At 66.0% G+C, this 20517-nt stretch carries 20 protein-coding genes; 15 read left to right on the forward strand and 5 right to left on the reverse strand.

Features of this window, described 5'->3' with window-relative positions; translation table 11 throughout:
- Window positions 1-130: 130 nt before the first annotated feature.
- From L1080_RS24510 to L1080_RS24575, 14 genes are all read left to right on the forward strand, one after another.
- Window positions 131-1657, forward strand: a complete 1527-nt coding sequence (locus tag L1080_RS24510) for an ABC transporter substrate-binding protein (RefSeq protein WP_250766045.1) — start codon at window positions 131-133, stop codon at window positions 1655-1657.
- Complete coding sequence (locus tag L1080_RS24515) at window positions 1654-2658, forward strand: ABC transporter permease (protein ID WP_236603342.1); 1005 nt, start codon at window positions 1654-1656, stop codon at window positions 2656-2658. The genes L1080_RS24510 and L1080_RS24515 overlap by 4 nt, the downstream gene beginning before the upstream one ends.
- Window positions 2655-3461: an ABC transporter permease gene (locus L1080_RS24520; RefSeq protein WP_250766049.1), complete on the forward strand. Its 807-nt coding sequence runs from the start codon at window positions 2655-2657 to the stop codon at window positions 3459-3461. Before L1080_RS24515 ends, L1080_RS24520 begins: the two co-directional genes overlap by 4 nt.
- On the forward strand, window positions 3458-4921 hold the full coding sequence (locus L1080_RS24525) for an ABC transporter ATP-binding protein (protein WP_250766060.1): 1464 nt from the start codon (window positions 3458-3460) through the stop codon (window positions 4919-4921). The genes L1080_RS24520 and L1080_RS24525 overlap by 4 nt, the downstream gene beginning before the upstream one ends.
- 181 nt (window positions 4922-5102) lie before the next feature.
- Window positions 5103-6149, forward strand: a complete 1047-nt coding sequence (locus L1080_RS24530) for a TauD/TfdA family dioxygenase (protein ID WP_250766063.1) — start codon at window positions 5103-5105, stop codon at window positions 6147-6149.
- A complete protein-coding gene (locus L1080_RS24535; RefSeq protein WP_250766067.1) occupies window positions 6146-7132 on the forward strand; it encodes an ornithine cyclodeaminase family protein in 987 nt (328 codons plus the stop codon). Before L1080_RS24530 ends, L1080_RS24535 begins: the two co-directional genes overlap by 4 nt.
- Complete coding sequence (locus L1080_RS24540) at window positions 7129-8514, forward strand: alanine racemase (RefSeq protein WP_250766070.1); 1386 nt, start codon at window positions 7129-7131, stop codon at window positions 8512-8514. Before L1080_RS24535 ends, L1080_RS24540 begins: the two co-directional genes overlap by 4 nt.
- A 9-nt stretch (window positions 8515-8523) precedes the next feature.
- Window positions 8524-9594, forward strand: coding sequence for a PLP-dependent cysteine synthase family protein (locus L1080_RS24545; RefSeq protein ID WP_250766072.1), 1071 nt, complete (start codon window positions 8524-8526; stop codon window positions 9592-9594).
- Window positions 9591-11006: an MATE family efflux transporter gene (locus tag L1080_RS24550; protein ID WP_250766075.1), complete on the forward strand. Its 1416-nt coding sequence runs from the start codon at window positions 9591-9593 to the stop codon at window positions 11004-11006. The genes L1080_RS24545 and L1080_RS24550 overlap by 4 nt, the downstream gene beginning before the upstream one ends.
- A 144-nt stretch (window positions 11007-11150) precedes the next feature.
- Window positions 11151-11570, forward strand: coding sequence for an Hsp20/alpha crystallin family protein (locus tag L1080_RS24555; protein WP_208963022.1), 420 nt, complete (start codon window positions 11151-11153; stop codon window positions 11568-11570).
- 97 nt (window positions 11571-11667) lie between these two features.
- Entirely contained in the window at window positions 11668-12003 is a 336-nt protein-coding gene (locus L1080_RS24560; RefSeq protein WP_250766078.1) for a J domain-containing protein, read from the forward strand.
- A gap of 86 nt (window positions 12004-12089) precedes the next feature.
- Complete coding sequence (locus tag L1080_RS24565; protein ID WP_250766079.1) at window positions 12090-12584, forward strand: hypothetical protein; 495 nt, start codon at window positions 12090-12092, stop codon at window positions 12582-12584.
- 106 nt (window positions 12585-12690) lie between these two features.
- Window positions 12691-13308, forward strand: coding sequence for a MerR family transcriptional regulator (locus L1080_RS24570; RefSeq protein WP_374432716.1), 618 nt, complete (start codon window positions 12691-12693; stop codon window positions 13306-13308).
- Window positions 13309-13439: 131 nt separating this feature from the next.
- Window positions 13440-14204 carry a GAF and ANTAR domain-containing protein gene (locus L1080_RS24575; protein ID WP_250766083.1) on the forward strand — a complete coding sequence of 255 codons (765 nt, stop codon included), beginning with the start codon at window positions 13440-13442 and terminating at the stop codon, window positions 14202-14204.
- Window positions 14205-14227: 23 nt separating this feature from the next.
- Here L1080_RS24575 and L1080_RS24580 read toward each other — a convergent pair whose 3' ends face one another.
- The gene (locus L1080_RS24580) at window positions 14228-14902 is read right to left on the reverse strand and encodes a helix-turn-helix transcriptional regulator (RefSeq protein WP_250766085.1); all 675 of its coding nucleotides are present in this window, start codon (window positions 14900-14902) and stop codon (window positions 14228-14230) included.
- 92 nt (window positions 14903-14994) lie between these two features.
- Here L1080_RS24580 and L1080_RS24585 point away from each other — a divergent pair, with 92 nt between their 5' ends.
- Window positions 14995-15483, forward strand: coding sequence for a DoxX family protein (locus L1080_RS24585; protein ID WP_250766087.1), 489 nt, complete (start codon window positions 14995-14997; stop codon window positions 15481-15483).
- A 65-nt stretch (window positions 15484-15548) separates the two neighbouring features.
- On the opposite strand, the gene L1080_RS24590 is transcribed toward L1080_RS24585, so the two are convergent.
- The 4 genes from L1080_RS24590 to dnaK form a co-directional block, all read right to left on the reverse strand.
- Window positions 15549-16430, reverse strand: a complete 882-nt coding sequence (locus L1080_RS24590) for a metallophosphoesterase family protein (RefSeq protein ID WP_236603339.1) — start codon at window positions 16428-16430, stop codon at window positions 15549-15551.
- A gap of 99 nt (window positions 16431-16529) precedes the next feature.
- The gene (dnaJ, locus tag L1080_RS24595) at window positions 16530-17705 is read right to left on the reverse strand and encodes a molecular chaperone DnaJ (protein WP_159918668.1); all 1176 of its coding nucleotides are present in this window, start codon (window positions 17703-17705) and stop codon (window positions 16530-16532) included.
- 23 nt (window positions 17706-17728) lie between these two features.
- The gene (gene grpE, locus L1080_RS24600) at window positions 17729-18346 is read right to left on the reverse strand and encodes a nucleotide exchange factor GrpE (RefSeq protein ID WP_250766089.1); all 618 of its coding nucleotides are present in this window, start codon (window positions 18344-18346) and stop codon (window positions 17729-17731) included.
- Window positions 18343-20193: a molecular chaperone DnaK gene (gene dnaK / locus L1080_RS24605; RefSeq protein WP_250766105.1), complete on the reverse strand. Its 1851-nt coding sequence runs from the start codon at window positions 20191-20193 to the stop codon at window positions 18343-18345. Before dnaK ends, grpE begins: the two co-directional genes overlap by 4 nt.
- Window positions 20194-20517: the final 324 nt, after the last annotated feature.

The raw sequence follows: 20517 nt of genomic DNA on the forward strand, positions 1-20517 counted from the left end.
CGCGACTGCACCCATGCGAGACCCCGGCAGCGCATCCCGCCGGAAACACCGCCCTGTTTACAGGCGCCGACAAGTTAGGTTATGCATTCCATGCTTTGTTGGTGTTCGTTGAACGCGAAGGTGTGCACACGTGACTTTCTCCCGTCGGCAATTCATCTCTGCCGGACTCGGCACGACGGCGTTGATCGCCCTTGCTGCCTGTAGTTCCTCCGAGTCTTCGGAGGGATCCGGAAACCCCAGTTCCGGTGGCACGTTGCGGGTCGGCGCACTGGGACAGCCGTCGAAGATCGAACGCGACCCCCATCAGACGCTGAGCAATGACAGCGACTTCCTGATCACCTCGCTGGTATACGACGCCCTCACCGTCCCCGGCGAAAACCCCAACGTGGCACCGCGCCTGGCGTCCGAATGGACCCAGCTCGAGGATCTCCGCAAGTGGAAGTTCACGCTCGCCGAGGGCGCGACATTCCACGACGGAACACCGGTGACCTCCGAGGACGCGGTGTGGTCGCTGCGGCGCCTGCGAGAAATCGCCGGCGAGACCAAGGTTCCTGTCGCCTCCGTGGAGGACATCGTCTCCGACGGCCCCTCGGCCGTCGTGATCACCACCGCCGCACCGAACCGCGAGCTTCCCCTCCTGCTGCGGTTGATGACGTTCGTCGTGAAGAAGGACACCACCGACTTCACCACGCCGGTGGGTACGGGACCGTTCAAGCTGGAGTCGTACCGCGACGGGAACGCGCGCCTGGTGCGCAACGAGAACTGGCACGGTGGCACCCCGCTCCTCGAGGCCATCGAGGTGACGCGCTTCGACAGCACCACGGCGATGGCCAACGCGGTGATTGCTCAGCAGATCGACCTCGCTTCCAACGTCGGAGCCGTGGCGGGCCGCACCGCCGACGGGCGCGACAACCTCACGGTGGTACGCCGTCCCAACGACGTCGTGATCCCCATCGTCATGCGCACGTCCGACGGTCCGTTCGCCGATCCCCGGGTGCGCGAGGCACTTCGGCTCGCCGTGGACCGAGACGCCATGGTCAAGCAGGTGACGTCCGGGTACGGCACCGTCGCCAACGACGTGCTGGGCACCGGCGATCCCACCTACGACTGGTCGCTGAAACAGCGCAGCCGCGATATCGAGAAGGCGAAGCAGCTGCTCCGCGAGGCCGGCTTCGATACCGGCCGGACGTACACCCTCTTCACCAAGGAGGAAGCTGCAGGCGAGGTCGACTCCGCGAAGCTGTTCGCCACCCAGGCCCGGGACATCGGTGTGACGATCGACGTGGTCACGCAGGATGCCAACGCGTTCTACGACGAAACCTGGCTGAAGGCTCCGCTGTACACGGCGAACTGGGGCACCAACGACTCCGTCATCTTCTTCGCCAGCAAGGTGATGTATTCGGGCACCAAGTGGAACGAATCCGGGTTCCGCGATACCGAGTTCGACGCCGCCTACCTCGAGGCGCTGGCGGCTCCTGACGACGACACCTACGCCAAGGCGAGTCGCACCCTGCAGGAGATCGAATACGCACGAGGCGGTTACCTGGTGTGGGGCATGGCCGACGGAGTCGACGTCGCCTCCTCGAAGGTGCAGGGCCTGCCCCAACTCGGCGGATACGGACGCGTACAACTGGAAAAGACCTGGCTGTCGAGTTGAGCGAGTCCACCACCACGGCCGCGTCGGCCGCCACAGTTGTGGCGGCCGACGCCCGTCGGTTCACCACCCTCGGGACACGGGTCTCGGTGGTGCTCGCCCAACGGGTGTCGATCCTGGTACTCGTCCTGGTCCTCGTGTTCGTCGCCATCGATCTCCTCCCGGGCAGCGCGGCGCGCGCAGCCCTCGGCCGCGATGCCACCGAGGAACAGATTTCGGCTGCCGAGCAGTCGCTGGGACTCGACCGGGCACTGCCGGTGCGATTCCTGATCTGGTTCAAGGGGCTGCTCACCGGTGATCTCGGGACCACCGTGCGTGGCACCCCGATCACCGAGATACTTGCGTCCAAGTTCCCGAGCACGTTGCTGCTCGGGGGGCTCGCACTGGCCCTGACCACGATGGCGGCGCTGCTCGGTGGTGCTCTGTGGGCGTTGCGCCCGCGCAGTGCCGGCGCCCGCGTCCTGTCACCGGCCACCACGATGGTGATCGCGGTTCCCGAATTCGTCATCGCCACCCTGCTCGTCCTTGCCTTCTCGCTGGGAACCGGCTGGTTTCCCGCCGTGACGATCACCGATTCGGCGGGCGGCCCCCTGGACTCCTCCATGCTGGTGCTGCCCGTCATCGCCCTCGCAATCCCTCAGTCCGGGTGGAATATTCGGGTGACGCGTGCGGCCCTGCACGAGGCCGCGCAGGCGCCGCACGTGCTCGCCGCCGTCCTCGACGGCCTGCCCCACCGGCACGTGCTGTTACGCCATATCCTGCCGATCGCGCTTCCGACCATCGCCACTTCCCTGGCCACCTCCGTCGGAATGCTGCTCGGGGGCGCGCTGGTGGTCGAAACGATCTTCAACTATCCCGGCATCGGCTCCGTCCTGTCCGGTTCCGTCGCAGACCGTGACGCGGCACTGGTCGCCTCGGTGGTCGCACTGACCGGTGCCGCAATCACCTGTGTACTGCTGGCAGCCGACCTGTTGCGCGCGTGGTCGGTCCGGGGGCGCGCATGAGTCGACCCTGGATGCGTCCTGCGCTGCTCGCGCTCCCCGCTGCCGCCGTCATCGCGCTGGCGGCACTCGGCCCCTTCTTCGCACCGCACGCGGTGGACGCCGGTGTCGACATTCCCTACGCCGAGCCGTCCGCGGCGGCGCCGCTGGGCACTGATCACCTCGGCCAGGACGTCTTGACGCACCTCCTCGTCGGGGGGTGGGGACTGCTCGTGCTCGCCGCGGTGATCGCCGTCCTCGTCACCGGACTAGCGGCCGTGATCGGTACCGTGGCGGCCCTGCGGCCCCGGGTCGGCGCAATCATCGAACGGTCCACCGACGCCCTGATGCTGCTTCCGCCGATCCTCGCGATCCTGCTGGTGATGCTGTCGTGGCCGAGTTCGGGCGCCGCCGGCCTGGTACTGATCGCCGTGGTCGTCGGCACCCCCTACACCGCGCGGGTTTTCGCCGCCGCCGCCAGTGGTGTCGCCGCGTCGGGATACATCGAAGTCGCCGCCGCGAGTGGCGAGCGCCTGGCGTATCTCGTATTCCATGAAGTCCTACCGAACCTGCGCACCACGGTGACCACCCAACTCGGCCTCCGCTTCGTGGAGGCGATGTACCTCGTGAGTACTGCCGCATTCCTCCAGTTGCCGACGGCGCTCGGGGATTCCAACTGGGCTCTGATGGTCCGGGAGAACAGCTCCGGGGCCCTGCTCAACCCGTGGTCGGTTCTCGCACCCAGCCTCGCGATCGGGTTGCTCGCGGTCAGTGTCGCTCTCGCCATCGCCTCGGCCCGGACCGGCCGGCAGGGGGTGCAGGTATGACGGATCCGGCAGTGGTCGCCGAGCACCTGACCATCACCGCCGCCGGCACGGCGACGCCGCTCCTGCAGGACGGGTCGATCACCCTGCGCCCCGGCACGGTCACCGCAATCACCGGTGAATCCGGATCGGGAAAAACAACACTGCTGCAGGCAATCGTCGGATACCTTCCGCCCGGAGCCCGCCGCGAGTCCGGCAGTCTCCGGGTTCTGGGGCACGACGTACTGACGTTGGAGCCCGAACCCCTGCGCCGACTCCGCCGGGCACACCTGGCCTTCGTGGGACAGGATCCCGGATCGGCCCTGAACCCCACCATGCGAGTAAGCGCGCTGCTCCGTGAAGTCGCCGCCACCCGCGACCCCGACGAACCGGCCCGCGTCCTGGAGCGTGTGCAGTTACCCGCATCGGTTCTGCATCGCCGTCCGGGCGCCCTCTCGGGCGGCCAGCAGCGGCGGGTGGCGCTCGCCCGGGCCCTGATCCGAGGTGTCGACGTGCTCCTTGTCGACGAACCGTTCGCCGGATTGGACGGGCGTGTGCGGCACGGAGTCGCCGACGTCCTACGCCGTCTCGCCGATACCGGTGTCGCAGTCGCGGTGTCCGGTCACGACACCACGATCTTGCACGAACTCGCGGATCACACCGTGCACCTGGGCGTCCCCGTCACCACGAGGGTGCACACCACTGCCACGACGGCAGAGACGCCACGCGGTTCCGCCGTGCTGTCAGCATCCGGCCTCGGTCTCGTCCGTGGTGGCAGAACTGTTCTGGCGGGCGTGAATCTCTCGGTCCACCCGGGTGAGGCGACCGCAGTTCTCGGCGAATCAGGGGCCGGGAAAACGACTTTGGCGCGGGTGCTCGCCGGCCTCGAACCGGCCGCGACCGGAACGATGCGGCTTCACGATGCCCCGCTCCGACTACCGATCGCCCGCCGGCCACGGTCGCTGCGCGGCCGGATACAGCTCATCCCGCAGAACCCGCTGTCGACACTCAATCCCGCTCACACCGTGGGACATACCCTCGCCCGGCCCTTGCGGCGTCGGGGTGTCCGCGGGAGGGCACACCTCGACAGCACGGTCACCGCGTTGCTCGCCACCGTGGGGCTCACCGGGGCATTCACCACTCGTTACCCTTCCGAACTTTCCGGCGGTCAGCGCCAACGCATTTCGATCGCGCGCGCACTGGCTGCGGAACCCGACGTCTTGATCTGTGACGAGGTGACATCCGCGCTCGATGCCGCCACCGCGCAGTCCGTCATGGATGTGCTTCGCGGGACCATGCACGAGCGACATACGAGCTTGATCGTGATTACTCATGATCTGGAACTCGCGGCCCGATACTGTCGGGACGTACTCGTGATCGACGACGGACGGGTAGTCGAATCCGGCTCATACGCCGCGGCCGACCGGCTCCGCCGACCCGTCGAATCCAAAGGTAATCAATCGTTAAACCACACTGCCACATAGGAATACGTCGATCCGCCCAGTAGTGTGATCTGCCGCACAGAAGGTTTCGGTTGGCCTAAAATGAGGTTAGCCTTCCCATACACCGATTCCGGCCGTGAGCCTTTTCGAATCTCGCACTCACACAACACTTTCTTCTCAGCAACGACGGTTCTCGATCGTCTGACCGAAAGTTGGATACTCCATGCCCACAGCATCAACACTGACCACGCGTGCCATCTCGGTTGCCGGAGCGGCGGCCACTGCAGACCTTCTCGCGGCGGTGGTGTCGGCGTACGGCACCGTCGACAATCCCGATCTGATCGGTGAGGCAGCGGACATCGCGAAAACGCTGCCCGCCGAGGTCCGCGAGGCGTGCACCATGGAGCCGCGCGGACTCGGATTCCAGGTGCTGTCCGGGTTCGAGATCGACGATCGGGCAATCGGTCCCACCCCCGCGCGATGGAACGACGTGGACCCCCACCGGACGGCCGAGTGGGACGTGCTGATGCTGCTGCTCGCGCATGTCGTGGGCGCCCCCTTCGGGTGGTCCGGCCAGCAGGAGGGTCGCCTGGTCAACAACATCGTGCCGTCTCCGGGACACGAGACGGAACAGACGGGGGCGAGCAGTACCGTCCTGCTCGAACCACACACCGAGGACGCATTCCACCCGGGACGGTGCCACTTCCTTCTGCTCGGCGGGATGCGTAATCACGACCGGATCGGCACGACCATCTCCTCGGTCCGGGAAGTGGAACTCGAACCCGCCGAGTTCGTCGAACTCGCCAGCGCCACGGTCCCGATCCTCCCGGACGCCTCCTACGAGACCAACCCGGCGGCGGGCGTGCCCACGGCAACACCTGGAGCCAATGCTCTCGCGCTGCCGACACTCTGGGTCGGCGAGGACGGGCTGTGCCTGCGTTACGATCCGGCTTACACACCACTCGACATGGCTCCCATACGGTATCGGCGCGCCTACGCCCGACTGTCCGAGGAACTCGCACGCCATGCCCGCACGATCTCCCTCGACGCCGGGGAGGTACTGATGATCGACAACGACGTCATCGTGCACGGGCGGGTTCCCTTCACACCCCGCTACGACGGCACGGACCGGTGGCTCAAGCGCATCAACGTGCGGGTCCCGGGCCGGCATCGACCCCCCGCCGAGGACTTCGAGGACGGGTACGGTGAGGACGTCGTCGACCCGTCGGGTGTTCATCCGATCTACTCCGTCAGGAGCGCGAACCGATGAGCGCACCCCATCCGATCCTCACGCTGACGGCGAGCGATCTCGACAAGGTCGAGGTGTCCCCCGATGAGGTACTCGCCGCGGTCGAGCAGGCGTACAGCGCTCTGGCGGCTGGAGAGTCGACGAATCCCGGGAAGCTCACCGTAGCTCCCACCGACAAACACTCGGTGGCCTACTCGATGCTCGCCCGGGACGGGCAGAGCTCCACCGTGGCTTTCAAGACCTCGTACAAGTTCGACCCGGACCGGGATCGTACGAGTAAGCGCTACTACACCACGCTGTCGCTGTACGACGACGCAACCGGACTCCCGATCGCCCTGATGGATTGCGGACGCATCGGCGCCCTGCGCACACCGGCCGTATCGGGGCTGATCATCCGGGCCTGCGCGGCACCGAGCGCGTCCACCGTCCTCGTCGTCGGTTCCGGAACGCAGGGGCGGTTCGCGCTGCCACTGGCGCTCACCGCACACCCACAGTTCACCCACCTCGAACTCTTCGGCACACATCCGGACGGAATTGCCGCGGTCCGAGAAGAATTGGCTCGTCAGTACCCGGACCGCACGATCACGGTCAGTACCGACCTCGAGGCATCCGCCCGCCGGGCCGACGTGATCCTCGCTGTGGCCGGTGAAGCGACGCCCGCGCGGATCGAAGCCGACTGGCTCGCCCCTGGCGCGCTCTCCATCCTCGTCGGCTACGGTCTGTCGCCGTCGACCCTGTCGGGCGCGGATTACGTGGTGGCCACCAACGCCGAACAGATGCGTACCACCGGTACCGACATGGCCGGCCCGGACGGGGTCCTGCGTTCGGTGGATGCTGAACTGCCCGACATTCTGGCCGGCCGGGCGCTGCCCCGCCTTTCGGCGTCGGACCGGGTGTTCGCCTACAACAGCGGACTCGTGGTCACCGACATCGCGCTCGGGCTCCTGTTCGCACACAAGGCACGTGAGCAGGGCCTCGGCAGCCCGTTGGAGTTGTGGTCATGACCCGAAGCATCCTGCGGTCGGTGCGACTACCCGCATTGACCACCCCCTGGACCGACACCGTCACCGCCGACCGGTCGCTGTTGAGCGCCCTCGTGCGGGGATTCGGCGGCGGGCCCGTGCATCTTCTCGACCCGGCACAGTTTTCGCGCAACGCCCGCAGCTTCGCGGCCGTCTTCGACGAGGCCGGGGTAGATGGGACCGTCTACTTCGGGAAGAAGGCCAACAAGGCGAACGCCTTCGCCGATGCCGTCGCCGACCTCGTCACCACCGACCGCCGCGCCGGACGTTCGGGCACCTTCGGTATCGATGTGGCCAGCGCCGGGGAATTCCGCCAAGCCCTCTCGGCGGGAGTGCGGGGCAGCGATCTGTTGATCACCGGCCCCGCCAAACCGGCCGAACTTCTCGCTCTGGCCGTGCGGCACGACGCCGTCGTCACCATCGATTCCCCGAGCGAGCTCCGGGCACTCGCCGACCTGTCCGACGGACTGGGCGTACGGGTCCTCTTCCGTGTTCTTCCGCAACCGGAGACCAGCCGATTCGGGATGAACGACGACGAATTGCGGTATGCCGAACAGCTTGCACTCGATCGCTCGGCTGACGTGACGATGCTCGGGTACAGCTTCCACCTCTCCGGGTACAGCATTCCCGAGCGTCGCGATCAGGCCGGCCAACTGGTCGAACGCCTCCGTGCCGCCCGCGCGCAGGGGCTCGCTGCCGGAACGATCAGCCTGGGGGGCGGGTACCCCATCAGCTATGTGCCGCAGGAGGACTGGCAGCGATTCACGGGCGAATCGGCCCACGCATTTCATGCCGGTAAGCGCTTCGACAGTTACTACCCGTACCACTCGGCGATCACCGGAGCGCACGCCTTGCGGGCCATCCTCACCGAACCCGCACCGGGACGAAAATCGCTGGCCCAGTTCAGCCAGGACCACGGCATCTCATTCTTCGCCGAACCGGGTCGCGCCCTGTTGGACCGCGCCGGGATCACCGTGTTCCCCGTGCTGGGAGTCAAGGAACGCGATCCCGGAATGATCGTCGTCAACGGCACTAGCCTGAGCCTGTCCGAACAGTGGTTCGACACCGAATTCCTCCCGGACCCTCAGCTGGTGTCCGCAACGACGCCTACCGAGGACCGCATCCCGTTCTTCGCGTCGGTCGGGGCCGCGACCTGTCTGGAATCGGACATGCTGACCTGGCGAGTGATCGAGTTCCCGCACCGACCTGCCCCAGGCGATTTCCTGGTGTACCACAACACCGCGGGCTACCAGATGGACTCGAACGAATCCGCGTTTCACGACACCCCCGTCCCGCCCAAGGTCGTCATCACATACGTCGACGGCCGACCCGCCTGGGAACTCGACCGTCCCACCAGCAATTAGGAGAAGACAGTGGAGACCATTGCCACTACCGCCCGCGTCGTCAGCCGAGTGTCGGATCTGATCGGTTCCACTCCCCTGCTACAGCTGTGCACCCTCGAAAACGGGACACGCTATCTCCTCAAACTCGAGCAGTTCAATCCGACCGGGTCCATGAAAATCCGTATGGCGCGCCAGATGGTGATCGACGCCGAGGTCGCGGGACTGCTGCGCCCCGGAGGTCACATCATCGAATCCACCTCGGGCAACACGGGACTGGGGCTGGCTGTGGTCGCGGCGGAACGCGGATACCGCTTCACCGCCGTCGTCGACAACCACGCCAGCGCCGAGAAGTTGCGATCCATGCGGGCGATGGGCGCTCACTTGCACTTCGTCACCGAGGACGGCGAAACCGAGCTCGCCACCTCTGCCCGTGAGGACCTCGCCGAGCAGATGGCCGCGGCCGATCCGGACGGGTGGTTTCCCGAGCAACACAACAACCCGAGCAACGCCGTGGGCTACCGCGCCCTCGCCGCGGAGCTCCTCGACGACGCGGCCTCGCCGATCGACGCCTTGGTCTGCGCGGTCGGAACCGGCGGCTCGCTGTTCGGGACGGCGCGCGAACTGCGGCGGCTCGGGCAGTCGACCACCGTCATCGGTGTCGAACCCGTCGGTTCCATCGCCTTCGGCGGACCCGGTGGGCCGTACCACCAGTCGGGCACCGGCACTCCTCCCGGAGCCACCATCGGAACCGCAGTCGATTACTCGCTCCTCGATCAAGGCGTCAAGGTGTCCGATGTCGACGCCTTCGCGACCGCTCGGGCTCTGGCCCGGCGGAACGGGCTCATGGTCGGTGGTTCGTCCGGCGGCGCCATCTTCGCCGCACTCGATATTCTCCCGACGCTGCCCGCAGGCAGCACCGTCGTCACGATCGTCTGCGACGGTGGCGAGAAGTACCTTGATACAGTTTTCGACGACGAATGGATGACACGCCACGAGCTCCTCGACCTCGCCGCCGAGCTGCACGTGGACGAGAAGCTCGATGCGGCCGGAGTACCGGCAAGCCGGTCCGCCCGCGAGCAGTCGCCGATCGAGTACGCATGACACACGGAAGCACAGGAACCATCGCGCCCACACAGAGTTACCGGCAGACCAGTCGCGAACTCGCCTATCTCTCTGCGCCGATCGCTCTGACCCAGCTCGCGCAGGTGGCGCTCACCACCACCGACACCGTGATGATGGGCTTGATCAGCATCCAGGCCCTCGCGGCAGGCGGTCTGGCCATCACCTTGTTCAATCAGTTGCGCACCATGGGCGTCGGGCTGGTGACCGCCGTCGGCAACCTCATCTCCGGGGCTGTCGGCCGCGGTGAGCGGACAGGCGATACCACACCGTCCGAGGCCACCGCGGAGGAGGTTCGCGACATCGTCCGGTCGAGCTTCCTCATCGCCACGGTCGCCGGAATCCTCGGCGGCATCCTGCTCGTCGGGCTCGGTTACGGTCTCCGGTTCGTCGGCCAGGACGCCGAGGTTCTCGACATGGCGTTGCCGATGCTCATCGCGCTCGCCCCGGGCCTGGTGCCGTGCTTGTGGTTCCAGGTGATCCGCCAGTTCACCGTCGGCATGCGGCGGCCCAAGGCACTGCTCGTCATCACCATCCTGTCCGTGCTCTTCAACATCGCCCTCAACTGGGCCTTCATCTACGGCACCTTCGGGCTTCCCGCCCTCGGCCTGCCGGGCATCGGTGTCTCCACCTCTCTGGTGTACCTGCTGACCTTCGGGATCTTCGCGGCCATGGTGCGCCGCGACGACGTGCTGTCGCCGATGCTCAGCTTTGCCATCCACCGATCCCGGCCCGAGACCGTACGGACGATCCTCCGTCTCGGGGTCCCGATCGCCGGAACCTACGGCAGCGAGGCGGGTCTGTTCTCGGTGACCGCCGTGATCATCGGCAGCTTCGGCGCTCCCGCTCTGGCCGCCCATACCGTGGTCAACCAGCTCACTTACATCGTCTTCCAGGTGTCGGTGGGCATCTCGCACGGTTCGTCGATCCTGGTCAGCCGATTCGTCGGACTCGGTGAGGCGATCAAATCGCGTCTGACCGCCCGAGTCGCCTTCTCCCACGCGGCAATCGTCATCGCCGTCGTCGGTGTCGTGTATCTCCTGGCACCGACCTGGGTGCTGTCGCTGTTCATGGACACCTCGGACACCACGGCCGTGTCCATCGCGACGGTGCTCCTCGCGATCGCGATCTTCCAGCAGTTCGCCGACTCCGCCCAGAACATCGGTATCGGACTGCTGCGCGGGGTGGGCGATACGGCCTCGAGCTTCGGTATCACCCTCATCGGGTACTGGCTGGTGGGTTTGCCGGTGGGCCTTCTGTTCGCCTTCGGGTTCGGCCTCGACACCTACGGCATGTGGATCGGCCTGTCCTGCGGATTACTGACCGCGGCGATCTTGTTGCTGCGCACGTTCCAGCAGCGTCTACGGACGATCGAGACTCAGCCCGCTTCGTGAGTCCGGAAGGACCAGAAAAGGACCCTAACCAGGAATTTTCTTGCCAGATCTCTTGTTTTCAACTACGCCAGATGCTATAACGAATCTACAGCATCTGCTGCAGGTAACCTGTCACAACGAGAGGGTTTTCTGGAGGTGGACACGATGTTGATGCGCACAGATCCGTTCCGCGACCTCGACCGTTTGACCCAGTCGATCCTCGGTACCGCTGCCCGCCCGGCAGTGATGCCCATGGACGCCTGGCGCGAAGGTGAGAAGTTCATCGTCGAATTCGACCTGCCGGGAGTGGACGCCGATTCGCTGAACCTGGACGTCGAACGCAACGTTCTCACCGTGCACGCCGAACGGCCGAGTCGGGACGAGAACAAGGAAATGGTCGCGGCCGAACGGCCACGGGGCGTGTTCAGCCGGCAACTGTTCCTCGGTGAGAACCTCGACACCGACCGGATCGAGGCTCGCTACGACGCCGGGGTGCTGACCCTGACCATCCCAGTCGCCGAGAAGGCCAAGCCACGCAAGATCGAAATCGGTACCAACACAGAGAAGAAGGCAGTCAACGCCTGACCCTGAACCGGGAAGGGGCGAGCGCGCCTCGCCCCCTCCCACTCCCGTCGGCGCCCTGGACCCCGTCCGCGGCGCCGGTACCGGAGATCCGCGGATCATGAACACCCGCACCGACTTCTACGACATCCTCGGGCTGCCACGCAGCGCAACCCAGAGCGAGATCACCAGCGCGTACCGGCGCAGACTGCGGCAGTTCCACCCCGACACCCGCGAAGCCGCACTCGACACCCAGCCTTCGGACGAGTCGCTGCAACACCTACTGGCCGCGTACGCCGTGCTCCGTGACCCGCTCCGTCGCGCCGAATACGACCGGCGGAGCCTGATTGCGCCACCGAGCGCAGGGGTCGCACCGACGATTATTCGCGTCCGGCACCACGCATCGAGCGACCCGGCACCGATGTTCCGGGCCGGGCCGGTCCGGCGTCACCGTTGACGACTGTGCGGTAACGAACGCCGGATCCGACCTGCCTGATCCGGCCCTGGGTGCGTGTTCCCCATCGAGATGGGTATTCGTCGCTCATGGCTTCGGACTTCGGTGGCCGGGCGTATCCGGAGGCAAGGGCTGTCGCCGGACATCTGATCGCGCTGGTCGCCGATCGAGACTACGCGGCACTCTCTGCGGAGTTGTCCCCGCTCGTGCAGTCGCCCGGGAGTTCGCTGTCTCGGCCGGCCCTCTACGGGGATGTACTGACCTGGATTGTCACCGCGCTCGCGGACGTGGTCGTCGCGCGCCTGGGCGCGGCGGCGGATGGGGAATCCTTCGTCCTCGAGGTCCGTACCACCGCCGGCCGTACGGTGGGTGCCGGCGATCTGCCTCCCGGACAGGGCCGGGTAGGGCGGTCGGTGCTGGCGTTGTTGGCCGACGATCGCGCCGCCGCCCGTGCGCAGCTCGCGGCGGCGGAACGCGAATCCGATCCAGCGCTGCGGGCCACCACTCTGGTCGAGGCCCTGGTCTGGCTCAACGCCATGCTCGACGCCGAGACCTCCACCTTTCCCGACCTGCCACCCCGGTGACGGCGAGAGACCAGATACTTGCAGCATTTACTGTAGGTTTATTACAGCTTGAGGAGTATTATCGGGAAATCGAAGGCAGCGAGAATTCCACTTCCGAGGAGGTGTTATGCCGAGGAAAATCCTTCCGAAATCCCGGCGCGGCCTCTACGGCATCTCCGTCGCCTCCGAACTGTCGGGCATTGCGGCCCAAACGCTGCGCTTCTACGAGCAGTACGGACTGGTCACCCCGGCACGCACCAGCGGAGGTAACCGCCGCTACAGCGACTACGACCTCGCACGCCTCCAGCGGGTCTCCGAGCTGATAGAGGCCGGCGTCAACCTGGCCGGGATCGGCCGAATTCTGGACCTCGAGCGTCGAACCGAGAAACTTCAACGGGACAACACCCGCCTCGCTGCCGACAACGCCCAGCTACGAGCAGAAAGGACACCGACCATGGACATCGACCTCTCCGATGCCGTTCCGGAAGCCGACCAGCTCGAGCAAGCACAACCCGCCGACCCCACCGATGCAGGGAGCCGCTCGATCGCCGACGAGCGGCCCGTGACTTCGCGGTCGTCGTGGGACGCTCCCGAGGCCGACAGCTTCGAACAACAGCAGTCGGCAGCCCCAGTCGCGGAGCTGATACCACCCACCTCCGGCAGGTGGGACGCCCCCGAGGCCGACGTGTGGGAACAGGCTTTCGCCGTGCCCATGGACGACGACCGTGAAGTCGCCGACGAATAGGTCGTCGACGCAGTAGAAAACTACCGGAGGAACAGCCTCGCACACGGCCTCACGGCGTAACGTCGAGACCATAGCCGCGACGAGGCGCCGTGTCAGGTCGACCAGTCCCGACACCCGTCGAGGAGGGCGAGATGACCGAGCAATCTGTCGGGGGATTATCGCTGACCGAGGTGACGCACGCCCTGGACGTCGTCACCGGAGCGCTGAATGCGCTGCGCGACGAGGCCACCGCCTGCGAACCACTCGAGACGGCCTTGCAACGAGTGGCTCACACAGCCGTCACGGCACTCCCCGAGGCCGATGCCGCCAGCGTCACCCGCCTCGTCGATGGCGTTCCGGACACAGTTGCCACGACCGACGCCGCTGTCGCCGCCATCGACGAACGCCAGTACGCCGCTGGCCGTGGGCCCTGCCTACAAGCCGCCCACACACGAGAGCCGGTTCGCGCGGTCGTCGGCCGACACCGAGAAGAATGGCACGAATTCACCGCCGCCGCAGAGGCGGCCGGAATTCACGCCTACCTCTCGGTACCCGTACTCCTCGACGACCGAGCCCACCACTCCGAACTCATCGGATCTCTCAACGTGTACAGCTATCGCACGGAAGCCTTCGACCCCTTCGACGAACAACTGGTGCGGCTGCTCACCACGGCGGCCTCGGCGGCCATCGCCAATGCACTCCGCTGGCAGCGCGCACACGACCAAGTCCTCCAGCTTCAGAATGCGCTGAGGTCACGCGCCGACATCGACCAGGCCAAAGGCGTACTGATGGCCATCCACGGAATCTCGAGCGACCAGGCATTCGAACGGCTCGCCAAGATCTCCCAACGCACCAACACGAAAGTTCACGAAGTAGCCCGGAACTTCATGCGTAACTTCACCGCGCCGTCGTCGTGATCGGTTCGGGTCGAGGCAGACAGTCAGGACTCCGGAGGGTCGACCACTACACAGCACCGGTCGGGTCGCGGATCGAGTACCGCCCGCGCACCGGGTTCGGCGCTTCCGGCGATCATCCCCTCGACGAGCCGTAAGTTCAGCCCGCACACCACGTCCAGATGGTCCTGGGCGACGAGATGGAACGGGCAGTTACGCAACTCGACTCGGCCGTCGTCATCTACCTGCGGCAGGTATCCGCAGCTTCGGAGCGCTGCCAGAAGGTTGCCCCCGGACTCGGCGGCAGATCGGCGTCCGGCATCGAGCGCCGCCTCGTTCACCGCGTTCCGAACGGCTCCGCTGGCATCCTGTTCCACGGAGGAGACGAGCAACCGGGCGAGCAGTTCGTAGTCCCGCGGCGGCACACTGACGGCCATCTCCTTCGTGGCCCGGGCATACAACTTCGCCGGACGTCCGGCCCCGGGACCGCTCCGGCCCGCCGGCCGCTGGTAACTAATGGTCAACAGTTCGGCATCGGCGAGCTTGTCGAGATGATAGGCCGCGAGGGTGCGACCGATCTCGACGGCCGCGGCCGCTTCCTCGCGGGAAACCGGCGTGGCGCTCTCGGTTACGTACTCGTACAGCTTGCGCCGCAACGGATCATCCAGATTACTCAGCGCCGCCAGAGCCGCCGGCGCAGCCGATCGGGCTGTGGAGGACATGCCTCTACTCTATCACCAAGAACTATTGACAAATAGGTGCGGGCGGGCGGATTCTAAAAACAGTTCCTATTACTTTTACAGAAGGATCAGTGATGAACGCCCCGACGCCACGCTCCTCGTCAGCAGTCTCTGAACATTCCCTCGGTGCCGCCGTGCAACGCGCACGCAGCGACCCTGCCTATGGCGCATTTCTGTTGCTACGCATCGGCTTCACCGTGCTGCCGATCGTCATGGGCCTCGACAAGTTCACAAATCTGCTCACCAACTGGGAGAACTACCTGGCACCCTGGATCGTCGACATCGTCCCCCTCAGCGCCCACCAGACCATGCTGGTGGTCGGAGTGATCGAAATCGTCGCCGGGATCGCTGTCGCGATCAAACCGCGATACGCGGCCTACGTCGTTGCCGCCTGGCTCGCCGGGATCATGGTCAACCTGCTGAGCTACCCGGGCTTCTACGACATCGCACTGCGCGACTTCGGCCTGATGCTCGCGGCAGTGACCCTCGGCCGACTGGCCTACGTGTACGACCCGGCGTGGCACCGACGCACTGCACCGGCCACGAACTTCGCAGCCGCGTAACCGGACCCCGTCAGTTCCCCGCCCACTCGACGAGTCCCCGGGCCCGTCGGGTGGACATCCCACGGTCAGGCCGGAGTTTCTCCTCGGCGCCTGGACCCCCGAACCCGATTGAGCGGCCGTGTGGGGGTAACGGCGTCCGCGTCGGCGAACGGATTGACCCGCCCGTCGCCGGACGCGGGTGTCACCGCGACGTGCCTGCCGAGCGCCGCCACATCGACGACGACCATGTTGTTATCGATCGGATCGCTGTTGCGGCCCAACCCGTCGATGACGGTGCGATAGTCCCCGGCGTCGAGCAGGCTTTGGTAGCGCTGATGAAAATGGCCGTGCCACAACCGAATCGGCCGAACCGCGTCGACGATCATCCGAAGTCGATCACGGTTCTCGGCAGTCGCGCGCAACTCGTCGGGTGGCACACCGGCCTCACGACGAGCCGACCCGGGGACGGCTATTCCGGCGGGACAGTCATGGCAGAACATCACCTCGGCGCCACCAGCGGCGGTGATGGCGCCGACCTCGTCGGCGCTCAGGGCTTCCTGCGGCCACCACGAGGTGTGCGGGGTCCGCAGTATCTTGTCGAGCGAGCAAGCCCCGCCGACAGCCAGGCACCGCAGCTGACCCCACTGCCAGCGCAGCCCGCGCGGCAGGTGGACGATGCGTTCCCGCAGATACCGCAGTCCGTCGTCGGCGATCGGTTGTTGCAACAGCCAGTCGAAATCCTCGTGATTGCCATCGACGAAACCGAGGACCAAGCCCTCCTCCGCGAGGGCGGCGTCGAGGCTGTCGAGGTATGCGGGGCGGAATGTGTAACCGAAATCGCCGAGCTGGACGATCACATCGGCGGCGCGGGCTCCCGCACGAGCGATCGCGCCGACGGCGTAGTCGGTGTCGGCGTGCCAGTCTCCCGCGACCGCCACCCGCCGTGGGGTGGCCAGGAAGCTGTCCACAGCCCACCTCCGTTCCGGAAATCCCCCATCATCGTGTAGGAGATACCCATTCCGCCGGCGCACCAACCCCGGTACCGAGTGGGGTGATCGTCATGAGCGTCATCCGCGACCTGGCCAGTGGGCGCGTGGATCGAATCCCGCGGACTTCTCCGCTTTCTCGTACGTGCGCAGCGCATCGACCGCATGCTGATCCAACCGGGGCGGCACGGCGACCTCCACGGTCACCAACAGATCTCCGGGTGGTCCGCTGCGGCGCGGTACGCCACGCTCACGTAATCGGAAGGTCCGACCAGTCGGGGTACCCGGCGGAATCTTCACGCTGACACGACCGTCGAGAGTGGGAACCGAGATCGTTGTGCCCAAGGCTAATTCGCTGAACGTCGCCGGTACGGTCACCGTCAGGTCGTCACCGGCACGGGCGAACACGGGGTCGGGATCCACCTGCACATTCACGTACAGGTCGCCCGACGGCGCGCCCCGCAGACCCGGCTCACCCTGTGCGGGAAGCCGGATTCGTTGCCCGTCACTCACCCCGGCGGGGATGCGCACCGAGATGGTGCGGGTGCGGTTCGCGACCCCGGCTCCGTGACAGTCCGAGCACGGTGAATCGACCACCGAGCCGGTGCCACGGCACTCGTCGCAGGCGTCACTGAACCCGAACCCGCCTTGGTTCCGGTTGAGCACGCCGGAACCACCGCAGTAGGGACACCGACGCGGATGAGTTCCCGGACGAGACCCGCTGCCGTGACAGGTGGTACACACGGTCGGTCCACTGATGCGCAAGGGTACGACCGCACCGTTGACCGCATCCCGGAAGGACAGATGTGTCTCTGTCTCGATATCGCTACCCCGACGTGGGCGCGCTCGGGTGGTCTGTCGGCGACTCCGGAACAGATCACCGAACACGTCACTCATCGAGCCGGCATCGGCAGTCGTGAAGTGCGATCCGTTCCCGAAAAGATCGCCGAGGTCGAAATCGCTCATTCGGGAGGTGCCGGTCGGGCCTGGGCGGAATCCGGTGTTACCGAACATTCCTGCCTTGTACAGCCGCCGCGTCTCGTCGTACTCCTTACGTTTGGCAGGGTCCGACAACACGGCGTGCGCCTCACTGACCGACTTGAACCGTTCCTCGGCGCGGGAGTCGTTCGGATTGGCGTCCGGATGCAGCTCGCGGGCCAGCTTCCGGTACGCCTTCTTGATCTCGTCCGCCGACGCACCAGAGGAGACGCCCAAATCGGCATAAAAGTCCCGCTCCAACCATTCCTGCTGCGTCACCGGGCATCCTCCTTTCACAGTCCCTACGATCGGTGAGCGTCCACCACGGTGACCATCGCCGTCCGTAACACCTTGCGATCACCGAATTTGTAGCCGCGACGCAGCACACTTCCTACGACGAGCTCGTGCCCGTCGCCCTCGTGCTGAACTGCCTCGTGCAGAGTCGGATCGAACGGATCGCCCTCCTCGCCGAATGCGGCCACCCCCAGGTCCGCAAGCGTTGCCCGGATCTTGGACGAGACAGCGCGCAGTGGTCCGTGCTCGAGGTCGCCGTGGCTGCGTGCCCGGTCGAGGTCGTCGAGAATCCCGAGGAACTTCTCCGCTACGGAAGCCTTCGTGATCTCGGCCGTGACCTGCCGATCGCGTTCGACCCGCCGCCGGTAGTTTGCGAACTCGGCCTGCAGTCGTTGCAGATCGGCGGTCAGCTCCGCCACTCGATCCTCGCCGGGCGCGCCCGTCTTCCCACCGTCGGCCGCGCCCGTCTTCCCACCGTCGGCGGACTGGCTCCGACCGCCGGCGACCGGGGGTTGCGAGGGCGTGTGCTCTCGAACCTGCCCGGTCTCCGGATCGACCCGGCGTTTATCGGTGATCGAAATCGGTTCTCGCGGCGGTTCTTTCCCGTTGGTGCGCTCAGTGCTCATCGCGCATCCTCCCTCCCGGGTTCGTCCACCACCTCCGCATCGAACACCTGCTCGGATCCATCGGACCCCGTGGTCCCGTCGCCGCCGGGCGCGCCGCCCTGCTGCGCCTGGGTGTCGTACATTGCCTGACCCAAGGACTGGGACTCCGTGGCCAGCTTCTCGACCGCGGACTTGACCGCCCCGATGTCGGTGCCGGCCAGAGCATCCTGCACTTCCTTGATCGCCGACCGCACCTTGCCCTTGACGTCCTCGGGAACCTTGTCCTCGTTGTCCTTGATGAACTTCTCGGTCTGGTACACCAGCGACTCGGCCTGATTCCGCGTTTCGGCCTCCTCGCGCCGTCGGGAGTCTTCGGCAGCGTGCGCCTCGGCATCCTTGATCATCCGGTCGATCTCTTCCTTGGACAGACCGGAGCCCCCCTGGATCCTGATGGTGTTTTCCTTGCCGGTGCCCTTGTCCTTCGCGGTTACGTGCACGATGCCGTTAGCGTCGATGTCGAAGGTGACCTCGATCTGCGGCACCCCGCGCGGAGCCGGCGGAATGCCCGCCAACTCGAACGAGCCGAGCAGCTTGTTGTGCGAGGCGATCTCGCGCTCGCCCTGGAACACCTGAATCTGCACCGACGGCTGATTGTCGTCGGCCGTGGTGAAGGTCTCGGACCGCTTGGTCGGGATGGTGGTGTTGCGCTCGATGAGCTTGGTCATCACCCCACCCTTGGTCTCGATGCCGAGCGAGAGCGGCGTGACGTCGAGGAGCAGGACGTCCTTGACCTCACCCTTCAGGACACCGGCCTGCAGGGCAGCGCCCACCGCGACGACCTCGTCCGGATTCACACCCTTGTTCGGTTCCTTACCGCCGGTGAGCTCCCGGACCAGGTCGGAGACGGCGGGCATGCGGGTGGAACCACCGACGAGCACGACGTGGTCGATGTCCTTGACCGCGATACCGCTGTCCCTGATCACCGATTGGAATGGGGCCCGGGTGCGGTCGAGCAGATCGGAGGTGATCTTCTGGAACTCGCTGCGCGAGAGCTGCTCGTCGAGGAACAGCGGGTTCTTGTCCGCGTCGACGGTGATGTAGGGCAGGTTGATCGAGGTGCTCTGCGAGGAGCTCAGCTCGATCTTCGCCTTCTCCGCCGCCTCACGCAGGCGCTGCAGCGCCATCTTGTCCTTGGTCAGATCGATGCCGTTCTGCGCCTTGAACTTGTCGACCAGCCAGTCGACGATGCGCTGATCCCAGTCGTCACCACCGAGGTGGTTGTCGCCGGAGGTGGCGCGGACCTCGACGACACCCTCGCCGATGTCGAGCAGTGAGACGTCGAAGGTGCCGCCGCCGAGGTCGAACACCAGGATGGTCTGTTCCTTGTCGCCCTTGTCCAGGCCGTAGGCCAGTGCCGCAGCGGTGGGCTCGTTGATGATGCGCAGCACGTTCAGGCCGGCGATCTGGCCGGCTTCCTTGGTGGCCTGCCGTTGCGCGTCGTTGAAGTAGGCGGGGACCGTGATCACGGCGTCCGTGATGTCCTCGCCCAGATACGACTCGGCGTCACGCTTGAGCTTCATCAGAACCCGGGCACTGATCTCCTGCGCTGTGTACTTCTTGCCGTCGATCTCCACCGTCCACGGCGTGCCGATCTCGCGTTTGACCGACCGCACCGTCCGGCTGACGTTGGTGACCGCCTGGTTCTTGGCGGGCTGGCCGACCAGCACCTCACCGTTTTTGGCGAAGGCGACCACGGAGGGCGTGGTCCGGGACCCTTCCGAGTTGGCAACCACCACCGGGTCGCCGCCCTCGAGCACTGACACGACCGAGTTGGTTGTACCGAGGTCGATACCGACCGCGCGTGCCATTTTTCCTCCTCAGTTATGGAAAGACTGCGTGTTTCAGAGTTGAGCCTGTTGGACTCAATTTTCCGACTCCCGAGCTGGTCAGTCAAGGTGTCCGGCCCTGCCGAGTCAGTCCGAGTCCGTCGAGCCCGCGCAGCCTCGACGGACTCGGGCGGGGTCTACGAGCCCAAGATGCGGAATGGGTGATTGCGCCACATCGGCATGTCGGCGAATTGGCAATGCCATCGTCCTCGACCTCCTCGTCCACGAGTGAATGCGGAAGCGTGTGCAAAGTTGAGCGCATCACACTCAGGTTTTATTCCCCTTCTGCCCGGAAACTCGCTCGAC

The organism is Rhodococcus sp. MSC1_016, from assembly GCF_023667485.2.
In the GTDB taxonomy this organism is placed as follows: domain Bacteria; phylum Actinomycetota; class Actinomycetes; order Mycobacteriales; family Mycobacteriaceae; genus Rhodococcus_F; species Rhodococcus_F oxybenzonivorans.

Coding starts and splice junctions, on each gene's coding strand:
- L1080_RS24585 (WP_250766087.1), top strand. CDS start 14,995: ATGAACGCCCCGACGCCACGCTCCTCGTCAGCAGTCTCTGAACATTCC.
- L1080_RS24550 (WP_250766075.1), top strand. CDS start 9,591: ATGACACACGGAAGCACAGGAACCATCGCGCCCACACAGAGTTACCGG.
- grpE (WP_250766089.1), bottom strand. CDS start 18,346: ATGAGCACTGAGCGCACCAACGGGAAAGAACCGCCGCGAGAACCGATT.
- L1080_RS24580 (WP_250766085.1), bottom strand. CDS start 14,902: ATGTCCTCCACAGCCCGATCGGCTGCGCCGGCGGCTCTGGCGGCGCTG.
- L1080_RS24570 (WP_374432716.1), top strand. CDS start 12,691: ATGCCGAGGAAAATCCTTCCGAAATCCCGGCGCGGCCTCTACGGCATC.
- L1080_RS24520 (WP_250766049.1), top strand. CDS start 2,655: ATGAGTCGACCCTGGATGCGTCCTGCGCTGCTCGCGCTCCCCGCTGCC.
- L1080_RS24540 (WP_250766070.1), top strand. CDS start 7,129: ATGACCCGAAGCATCCTGCGGTCGGTGCGACTACCCGCATTGACCACC.
- L1080_RS24565 (WP_250766079.1), top strand. CDS start 12,090: ATGGCTTCGGACTTCGGTGGCCGGGCGTATCCGGAGGCAAGGGCTGTC.
- dnaK (WP_250766105.1), bottom strand. CDS start 20,193: ATGGCACGCGCGGTCGGTATCGACCTCGGTACAACCAACTCGGTCGTG.
- L1080_RS24530 (WP_250766063.1), top strand. CDS start 5,103: ATGCCCACAGCATCAACACTGACCACGCGTGCCATCTCGGTTGCCGGA.
- L1080_RS24535 (WP_250766067.1), top strand. CDS start 6,146: ATGAGCGCACCCCATCCGATCCTCACGCTGACGGCGAGCGATCTCGAC.
- L1080_RS24575 (WP_250766083.1), top strand. CDS start 13,440: ATGACCGAGCAATCTGTCGGGGGATTATCGCTGACCGAGGTGACGCAC.
- L1080_RS24560 (WP_250766078.1), top strand. CDS start 11,668: ATGAACACCCGCACCGACTTCTACGACATCCTCGGGCTGCCACGCAGC.
- L1080_RS24555 (WP_208963022.1), top strand. CDS start 11,151: ATGTTGATGCGCACAGATCCGTTCCGCGACCTCGACCGTTTGACCCAG.
- L1080_RS24525 (WP_250766060.1), top strand. CDS start 3,458: ATGACGGATCCGGCAGTGGTCGCCGAGCACCTGACCATCACCGCCGCC.